Genomic DNA, 8,669 nt, shown 5'->3' on the forward strand with positions numbered 1-8,669 from the left:
TCAGCGCCGGCCAGGAGCCCTGGCAAGGCGTTGCCTTCATCGTAATTCATATTCATCTTTCATTCGGAGTGACACTCATGCTCAAAGGCAAAACGGCCCTCGTCACTGGCTCCACCAGCGGCATCGGCCTCGGTATCGCCAAAGCCCTCGCGCGACAGGGCGCCAACGTGGTGCTCAACGGTTTTGGCGATGTGGACACGCCCCGTGCCGAAGTGCTTGCCGCCGGCAAGGAAGCCGGCGCCCAGGTGGCCTACCACGGTGCCGACATGAGCCGCGTGGCCGACATCGAAGACATGATGAAGTACAGCGCCAGCCAGTTCGGCCGCGTGGACATCCTGGTCAACAACGCCGGCATCCAGCACGTGGCCAACGTGGAGGACTTCCCCGTCGAGAAGTGGGACGCCATCATCGCCATCAATCTGTCCAGCGCCTTCCACGCATCGCGCCTGGCCCTGCCCGCCATGAAGGCCGCCAACTGGGGCCGCATCATCAACCTGGCATCGGTGCACGGCCTGGTCGGCTCGGCCCAGAAAGCCGCCTACGTCGCCGCCAAGCACGGCATCGTCGGCCTGACCAAGGTGACCGCACTGGAGAACGCCACCACCGGCGTCACCTGCAACGCAATCTGCCCCGGCTGGGTGCTGACCCCCCTGGTGCAAAAACAGGTGGACGCCAAGGCCGCCGAGCACGGCCTGTCGAACGAAGACGCCAAGAAGCTGCTGCTGGGCGAAAAAGAGCCCTCGATGCAGTTCACCACCCCCGAAGAACTGGGCGAACTGGCCGTGTTCTTCTGCTCCCCCGCCGCCAACAACGTGCGCGGCGTGGCGTGGAATATGGATGGGGGCTGGGCGGCGCAGTAAGCCAGCACCATGCACTGAACGGCTGCGATTTTTATCCGCTGCCATGAGCGCCTGCTGCCAACGGCAGTGCGCTCGCCTCAAAAGCTGACATTAATCCCCCGCCCCGCGCGGACGGCCTGCTGCAACCCGCGCTTGAAGGTACCCAGTGCTCCGCCATCGTCCACATGCCCAAGCACCTGCAGGGACTTGGCGGCACACGGCTGATCCTGGAAGTAACTGCCCATGCGGCCTGGATCGAAGGCCTGGCCGCCCTCTTCCAGCGCTGCGCCCAGCAACGCCTGCCGCTGCACGCCGGGCAGGTCCGGCTCCAGGCCGGCCCACTCTGCGCCGATACCGAAGTCCGCCTTAGGGTCGTAGTAGCGGGTGAGCGCAAAGTCGGCGAGCTCCTGCACATCGCCGGCCTCGAGCTGCGAGCGCCAGTCGGGCGACAGAGGCTCCCCTTCGTACGGGTCCTTGAGCGACGCCCGATGGGTGTCGATGAAAGCCTCCAGGGCCGAGGTACCGCCCTGGGCCAGCGCCTGGCGCAGCGTTGGCGCCAACTGGCGTTCGAATGCGTGCCCATCGAACGCAAACGCCTTGTGGGAAAAGCTCACAGCACGGCTCCTGGCGTGAAACAGAACAGAACGGATGGCCGCCATCTTAGAACCTGTTCAAAGATGGCACGCCAATCCGGAACAAATCGACGGATGGGCTCTTCATTGCGACGGAAGGCCGCTGCCACACGCCGTTGGCGCATACATTGGCTGAACGGAGGGGGTCAACAACACACGGGTGCGGCGCGCCACGCCCACTGCGGACCGCTGTCCGCGCCCCGCTCCACCGCCCCGCCCATTCCCCCAACGACCCTCGGGCGCGCCACGCCTGTCTTGCCCATGCCCAACCTGCGTTTCGTACCCCTGGCCGATGTGGCCCACCTGCTCCCTGCCGATGGCCCGATGGCCGAGCAACTGCAGTCGGAGCCCGACACCCTTGCCGATGCCACCGTGGCCTGGGTCAGCGGTGACCTGCAGTTGTCCGCGCTGGACCTGGACGCGCCCCTGCAGCCCGGCAGCGCGCTGCGCGCCCTGGCCCAGGCCACCTCCGGTCTGCCAGGGCCGCCTCCGGGTCATCTGTACCTTGTGCTCATCGAAGGCAATCTGCAGATCGACGGGGCACTGAGCGGTGGCGACGCCTATGGCAGCAGCCACCTCACCGTGCTGGGCAATGCGCAGCTGCAGCACGCCGTGGTGGAAGGGCTGATACTGCATGTGCAGGGCACGCTGCAGGTCGACGGCCTGCTGTGGGGCCACGGCGAGCCGGGCGAACTGCGGGTGGATGGCGGCCTTGCGGCGCGCGTGGCGCTGTTCACCGAAGACTGCGCCGTGCACATCGGCGGTGATGAGGAAGTGGAGTTTCTGCTCGACGAAGTGCGTGGCGTACCGAGCCTGGTGGAGTTCTCCAACGAGGCCGCCGGGCTGGTGTTTGCCCCGGGCTTCTACAACGGCATCGACGATGGCGAAGGCAGCCTGGCCGACCTGCTGGACCGCGACCGTGTGTTGGCCGCCGTGCGTGCAGGCCAGAGCCCGGTGCGCAGCAGCCGCGACATCCACGCCGACCTGCCCCTGGCCGACGACCTGTTTGCCGACGAGGCCATCAGCGCGGCCAATATCCAGGCCATGGTGAACTCGCCCGTGCTGGAGGGTGATGATGAGGAGCACACCGACGGCTGGTTCGGGCAGACCCATTTCTCGCTGTGCCGCCGCCATGTGGACGCGGAAGGCACGCAGCATGACGACCGGGTGTACATCACGGTGTGGAAGACCTGGGAGTTCTACCTGGCTGTGCCGCAGGCTTGCGCAACCCCGGGCCGGGCCACGCGGCGCCGGCGTGCTGCGGCAGCAGTCGAGTCCATCACCCTGCTGTACCGCGAGTTCACCGATGGCGAACCCGGCGAATGGACCACGCTGGACAAGGACGCCGATGATGAAGTGCACGAGGCCTGCGAAGCAGCATGGCGCGGCGTGCTCGACTATGTGCGCCGTGCCGTGGGCCAGGCGCGCGCGGGCTACCCGCTGCACCAGCGGCTGAAGGCAGAGCTCAGCGCCCAGCGCATCGAACGCATCACCCGCCTGCCCGTGTTCACCGACGAATACAACGACTGGTGGGACGCCGACAAGCGCGGCACCTGGTTCGGCGACGTGTGGCTGGGCGCGCGCCAGCCCGCCATGCACGATGGCGAGTTCTGGTGCCGCGCGCTCGATGTGAGCTGGGAGAACGGCGAGGACGCCCCGGGCGACGTGGAGCACGACGCCCACGGCAACTACCAGATCGACATCGACCGGCCAGGTGAGGGCCGGGAGCCGGTGGAGTTCACCTACAGCCAGCGGCAAAGCGAACACCGGCCGCCGCTGCCACGCGGTGCGGCCGACCACTGTGCGCGGCTGCTGCGCCTGGTGGGCATGGCGGAGGCATCGCTGCTGGAGGCGCACGACAAGCAGTTGGCCGAGCGGGCCCAGGAGCAGGCCCAGAAAGCCGAGACCCGGCGCATCGAAGCCGCGGTGCAGCTGCTGGCAACGCCGCCGCTGGCCCCTGGCTTGCCGGATACGGCCGTGTTCCCGCCCGAACTGCTGCGGCTGTCCGGGGAATGGCAGGCCGGTGGCCAGGCCTATGTGGCGGCCGTCCGCGCCCACCAGCGCGTGGCGCAGGCAGCCGCCGCTGCCGCCGAAGCGGCCGGCTACCAGCCACCACGGTGGGACGACGATGCCGGCGCCGGGCAGCAAGGCTCCGGCGACCCGCTGCCCGATGACCCGCGCGGGGCCAGCGCCGCCACGGTGCTGCAGCTGGCCCGGGTGGTGAGCCGCCAGGCGGACGAAGCCCTCACCGAGCGGTTTCGCCAGCGCTTTGCGTTTGCGCCCGATGCCTATGCCGCCCTGGCGTCGGAACAGGGGCAGTGCATCGGCCCGGTGTTCCAGCTGGCGGACGGTGCCGGCACGGTGCTGCGCAGGGGTGCCGACTACAGCCCCGACGTGCACTGGGTGCAGCTGCAGGGCCCGGCGCTCACACCACTGCCGGCGCTCAAGGGCCTGGGCCGCTCGCACGACGGGCGCTGCTATGCGCAGAGCGATGGCACGCACATCACCACGCACCAGGGCTTTGGCGGGCCCCAGATCGCGCAACTGCCGCTGCCGCAGGGCAACGAGGGGCTGCCCACCGCGCTGGGCCTGTCCGCAGGCGCGCTGGGCCAGCGCTGCGACGAGCTCATCCCCTTCAACGACGGCCAGCGCGCGCTGCTGCGCAACCCCACGGGCGTGTACCTGCTCACACCCGGCGGCGTGCAGCGCATCCATCCGCAGGAGTTCGAGGACGACGGCCCTTGCAGCTGGCCCAAGAACCAGCTGCAGGAGGGGGTGGAGAACGGCGCGGACGCCAGTGATGATGGCGAAGACGACGACCAGGATGGCGGGGACGAGAACACCGGCCCCCGCCAGCTGGCGCTGGACATGCTGCACATGGCGCTGTCGCCCGATGAGCGGCACATTGCCCTGGGCGACCAGGACAGCATGCACATCCTGCTCGACGCGCAGGGCCGGGTGCTGCGCACGCTGATGACCGAGTCCTACCCGCACCACACCCGCTTCTCGCACGACGGCGCGCTGCTGTGGGCCAACTCCTGCCACTTCTACAACGGCTACACCGTGGCCAGCCGCGTGGGCGATGCACAGGACAGCGAGGGCACACCGTTCGACTCCGAATGCCGCGTCTACGCATCGGCCACGCTGCCGGGCATGGTGATCATGGGCGACGCCTATGGCTACCTGCACGCCCGGGACGACAGCGGCAAGGCACTGTGGCGCCACCACATCGGCGGCACCATCAGCGCGCTGGAGGTATCGAACGACGGCAGCCTGCTGCTGGCCGGCACCTGCAGCGGCTACCTGGTGCTGCTGCAGCGCGCGGAGGTGGACGCACAGGTGGACGCGAAGGCAGGCACAGGGGTGGGCGCAGACCCCTACGCCATCGGCACGTCCCCTTATGTGGAGCTGCGCCGCTGGATCTTCTGGGGCAGCGAGGCCTCGCCGCTGCGCTGGTAAGGCCCATGCACGGTGGGGGTTGGCGGACAGCCCCGCCAACCCAGCACCATCAGACCACCACCTCGGGCAGCTGCGTGCAGTGATCGAAGAAGGCCTGCAGTTCGGTCACCTTGTCGAACACCGCATCCGCCCCCAGGGCCAGGCAGCGTGCGCGCATCTCGGGCGTGGCGTGGTTGGTCAGCACCAGCACATGCTGGTCCGAAGAGCGCGGCCCCACGGCCTGCAGCACGTCCAGGCCCGAGCCCTGGCCCAGGTGCAGATCCACCACCAGCAGGTGCCACTTGCCGCGCCAGCGCGCCAGCGCCTGCCCGGCACCCATCGACGTTTTTGCAATGGCCACCACCTGCGCGTTGGCAGCCTCCTCCAGCGCCGGGACCAGGGTGTCGCAAATGGGTTTGTTGTCTTCTACAAGAAGGGTGACGAGGGACATCTTCAATGGGGGATGCAGCGCCTGGCAGAGGCACTGCACATACATCAGGTTGGGGTAGCAGGAGCCGCCATCGCCCTGTGGCAGGTGCGGCAGGGGCGCGCCAGACAGGCAAGCTGCCAGATTGACAGGGTTCGGCGGATATCAGGCCCGCAGGGGAAAAGTCAGCGGGGCCTCCATCGCAATCTCTTCGACGCGCACGTTCATCAGCGTGATTTCGAGCGGGCCGTAGTACGACAGGAACGCGACATCTGCCGCATCCCTCCCGTAGGCTACCACGATGCGCCCGCCCCTTGCATGGGCCTGGGTTCCGTCGAAGGCATACCACCGGTCCCCCACGAAGGCCTCGAACCAGGCGTGCATGTCCATGGGGTCGAGCGCGTGCAGGTAGCCCACGACGTAGCGCGCAGGGATGTCCAGGGCCCGGCACAGGCCGATGGCGACATGCGAGAAATCCCGGCACACGCCCGCGCCATCGTTCAGGGTGTCCAGCGCATCGGTGGTGCCGCTGCTGACGTTGTAGCGGTACTCGAGGTTGTGGTGCACCCAGCTGCGGATGGCCTCGACCTGGCCATAGCCCGGCGAGGCATCGCCCACGATCTCGCGCGCCTTGTCCTGCATCTTGTCGGACGGGCAATAGCGGCTTTGCAGCAGGTACTTGAGGGCGTCGGAGGGCAGCTCTTCCACCGGCACGGCGGCGGCGCTGGCGTCTACCGCAATGTGCGTGTCGGTGATCATGATCATGTCGACCTCGATGCGCATCTGGCCCTGCGGAATCTTCAGCCGCTGGCACAGGTTGCCATGGTCGTCCACATACTCCGTCATCGGCACGACCGGAGTCAGCTCGTAGCGCTCCTGCACCATCCACTGCGCATCCCCGCTTCTTGGGCGCAGCACCGCCACCACGGCACAGTCTGCGTCGGCGGACAGTGTCATGTGGCAGGTGGCGTGCAGCTTGACGAAGGTTTGGTTCATCCAGCGAGTCTAGGGGCTGGCACTGGGTGCGGGGACCCGCAATGCCCCTCCAACGCGCTGGATGCGCCTGCGCATGGGCTGGGCGGGCCGCTTCACGCCGCGAGCGCCACCTGCGCGGACCGCCGCACCGCGCGCACGAACTCCGGCAAAAAGGTGCGCCGCGCCCCGTTCGGGAACTCCACCGTCACCCCATGCGCATTGGCCTCGACCACCTGGCCGGTACCATAGCGCTTGGCGCGCACGGCGTCGCCGCCGGTGAAGGCCGGCTTGGCGCTCGTCGGCTGCGTGCGCACCTCGATGGGCTGCTCTGGCGTGGCCACGGCCGGCGCCAGGCGCGACAGCGCGGCAATGCGCAGGCAGTTGTCGCAGCGGCCACAACCATCGGCGGCAGCAGACTCGTCGCCCAGTGCCGACAGCACCGCCTGCCAACGGCAACGGCCGCTCTGGGAGTAGGCCACCATGGCCTCCAGCGTCGCGCTGTCCTGCTCGCGGCGGCTGCGGTAGCGGGCCAGCAGGGGTTCCAGCGCCGCATCGTCCAGTTCGCGGGCCAGGGTGAAACGGCCGGCCCGGTCGCGCCGCACCACCTTGTGGCTGCGCAGCAGGCTCAGCGCCACCAGGGCCTTGGCCCGGGGGCTCGACACGGCGTCGACCATTGCATCGGCCGTCCAGCCCCCTTCGGGTGCCGTGTGCAGCAGTGCGGCATGCACTGCCTGCAGGTCATCCAGCGTGGGATATCGGCCCGAGGCGAAGAACTGCTGCAGCGCGCGATCCTGTCGCACGTAGAGCAGCGTGCACTGCGAGTCGTTACCGTCGCGCCCTGCGCGACCGGCCTCCTGGTAGTAGGCGTCCACGCTGGCGGGCATCTGGTAGTGCAGCACGAAGCGGATGTCCGGCTTGTCGATGCCCAGGCCGAAGGCGTTGGTGGCCACCATCACGCGCACCCGGCCGTCCATGAAGTCGTCCTGCGCCTGCGTGCGCTGGGCAGCAGGCAGGCGTCCGTGGTACAGGCCCACGCTTTCGCCAGCGGCGGCCAGCTTGTCATGCAGCTCCTGCGCGCTCTTCACCGTGGCGGTGTAGACGATGGCCGGGCCCTGGCTGGCGGCCACCAGCTGCAGCGCACGCGGCAACCGGTCGGAAGCGCGGCCCAGTTGCTCCACCGCGAGCTGCAGGTTGGGCCGGTAGGCGCCGGTCTGCACCACGTTGGCAGCGGCAATGCCGAACTGGGACACGATCTCCTTCATCACCGCCGGCTTGGCCGTGGCCGTGAGCGCCAGAACCGTGGGCCGCCCCAGCGCGCGCACGGCCGGCGCGATCTCCAGGAAGGCGGGCCGAAAGTCATGCCCCCACTGGGCGATGCAGTGCGCCTCGTCCACCACCAGCAGGCTCACCGTGTGCCGGGCCAGCGCGGCTATCAGCGCCGGGTCGGCCATCTGCTCGGGCGTGGTCAGCACGATGCGCGCGCTGCCGCTCTCGATGGCCTGGCGCGCCGCGGCCAGCTCATCGCTGCCGATGGCGCTGTTGACTTGCACCACGGCCACGCCCAAGGCGCGCAAGGCGTCGCACTGGTCCTTCATCAGTGCGACCAGGGGCGACACCACGACGGTGGTGCCCGGCAGCAGCAGGGCCGGCAACTGGTAGCACAGCGACTTGCCCGCGCCGGTGGGCATCACCGCCAGCGTGCTGGCACCCTGCAGCACGCGCTGCACCACGTCCAGCTGGCCGGGGCGCAGGCGCTGGAAGCCGAAGACCTTGCGCAGGGTTTTCTGGATGGCGTCGGGGCTGGCGATAGCGATGGATGCAGGGGCCGAGGGGGGCTGGGCGGTCTTGCGGCTGGTGGTGGTGTGGGTGCTCATGTCGGGCCTGCGCTGGCGGTTGTGGTGCTGCGTGTGATGGGGCCGATTGTGGGAAGGCACGACCCGCGCCCCGCGCCGGAATGCCGCGCACGAGCGTGTAAGACAGCATGCGCTGTTCGAGCGCTGCGAATGTGGGGGTTGATGGTTGATGATTGGGAGTTGGGAGTTGGGAGTTGGGAGTTGGTGGTTGATGACGCATGCTTTTGCAGAGGGCGGAGGCCGGGGTGTGCGCCCGGCGGCGCAGTAACTTTCTCTTGCGTCGCCAAGAGAAAGTCACCAAAGAGAAGGCGACCCCGCTGCCCGTGTCCCCCTCGCCGGTGGCGAGGGGGCAGCCTGCGATGCTCGGTCCTGGGGTGCACCACGGAACTCGCTGCGTTCCCCCCTACGGGCGAACTACGCTCAAACATCCGCGGTGAGTCAGTTCACGATGCGCGTGTCCTTCGGCACGCGCTCACCCCAGGCCCTGCGCTTCTCGGCACGGTCA

The 8,669-nt window shown here is 68.6% G+C and carries 6 protein-coding genes; 2 read left to right on the top strand and 4 right to left on the bottom strand.

Annotated features, from left to right (window positions below):
- The first annotated feature begins 77 nt into the window (after nucleotides 1-77).
- Nucleotides 78-860, top strand: coding sequence for a 3-hydroxybutyrate dehydrogenase (locus tag AC07PF_RS28960; RefSeq protein WP_007858353.1), 783 nt, complete (start codon nucleotides 78-80; stop codon nucleotides 858-860).
- Nucleotides 861-937: 77 nt separating this feature from the next.
- Here AC07PF_RS28960 and AC07PF_RS28965 read toward each other — a convergent pair whose 3' ends face one another.
- Entirely contained in the window at nucleotides 938-1,453 is a 516-nt protein-coding gene (locus AC07PF_RS28965; RefSeq protein ID WP_494614207.1) for a hypothetical protein, read from the bottom strand.
- A gap of 279 nt (nucleotides 1,454-1,732) precedes the next feature.
- Between AC07PF_RS28965 and AC07PF_RS28970 the strand changes: the two genes are divergently transcribed.
- Complete coding sequence (locus tag AC07PF_RS28970) at nucleotides 1,733-4,930, top strand: WD40 repeat domain-containing protein (RefSeq protein WP_494614208.1); 3,198 nt, start codon at nucleotides 1,733-1,735, stop codon at nucleotides 4,928-4,930.
- A 49-nt stretch (nucleotides 4,931-4,979) separates the two neighbouring features.
- Here the strand turns inward: AC07PF_RS28970 and AC07PF_RS28975 are convergent, their stop codons facing one another.
- The 3 genes from AC07PF_RS28975 to AC07PF_RS28985 form a co-directional block, all read right to left on the bottom strand.
- The gene (locus AC07PF_RS28975; RefSeq protein WP_035205520.1) at nucleotides 4,980-5,360 is read right to left on the bottom strand and encodes a response regulator; all 381 of its coding nucleotides are present in this window, start codon (nucleotides 5,358-5,360) and stop codon (nucleotides 4,980-4,982) included.
- Nucleotides 5,361-5,501: 141 nt separating this feature from the next.
- Nucleotides 5,502-6,332 (bottom strand): transglutaminase-like domain-containing protein, encoded by an 831-nt coding sequence (locus tag AC07PF_RS28980; protein WP_494614209.1) that lies wholly within the window; start codon nucleotides 6,330-6,332, stop codon nucleotides 5,502-5,504.
- A gap of 92 nt (nucleotides 6,333-6,424) precedes the next feature.
- Complete coding sequence (locus tag AC07PF_RS28985; protein ID WP_494614210.1) at nucleotides 6,425-8,185, bottom strand: RecQ family ATP-dependent DNA helicase; 1,761 nt, start codon at nucleotides 8,183-8,185, stop codon at nucleotides 6,425-6,427.
- Between the last annotated feature and the right edge of the window lie 484 nt (nucleotides 8,186-8,669).

Source organism: Acidovorax sp. GW821-FHT10A04, from assembly GCF_059415825.1.

Coding starts and splice junctions, on each gene's coding strand:
- AC07PF_RS28960 (WP_007858353.1), top strand. CDS start 78: ATGCTCAAAGGCAAAACGGCCCTCGTCACTGGCTCCACCAGCGGCATC.
- AC07PF_RS28970 (WP_494614208.1), top strand. CDS start 1,733: ATGCCCAACCTGCGTTTCGTACCCCTGGCCGATGTGGCCCACCTGCTC.
- AC07PF_RS28975 (WP_035205520.1), bottom strand. CDS start 5,360: ATGTCCCTCGTCACCCTTCTTGTAGAAGACAACAAACCCATTTGCGAC.
- AC07PF_RS28980 (WP_494614209.1), bottom strand. CDS start 6,332: ATGAACCAAACCTTCGTCAAGCTGCACGCCACCTGCCACATGACACTG.
- AC07PF_RS28985 (WP_494614210.1), bottom strand. CDS start 8,185: ATGAGCACCCACACCACCACCAGCCGCAAGACCGCCCAGCCCCCCTCG.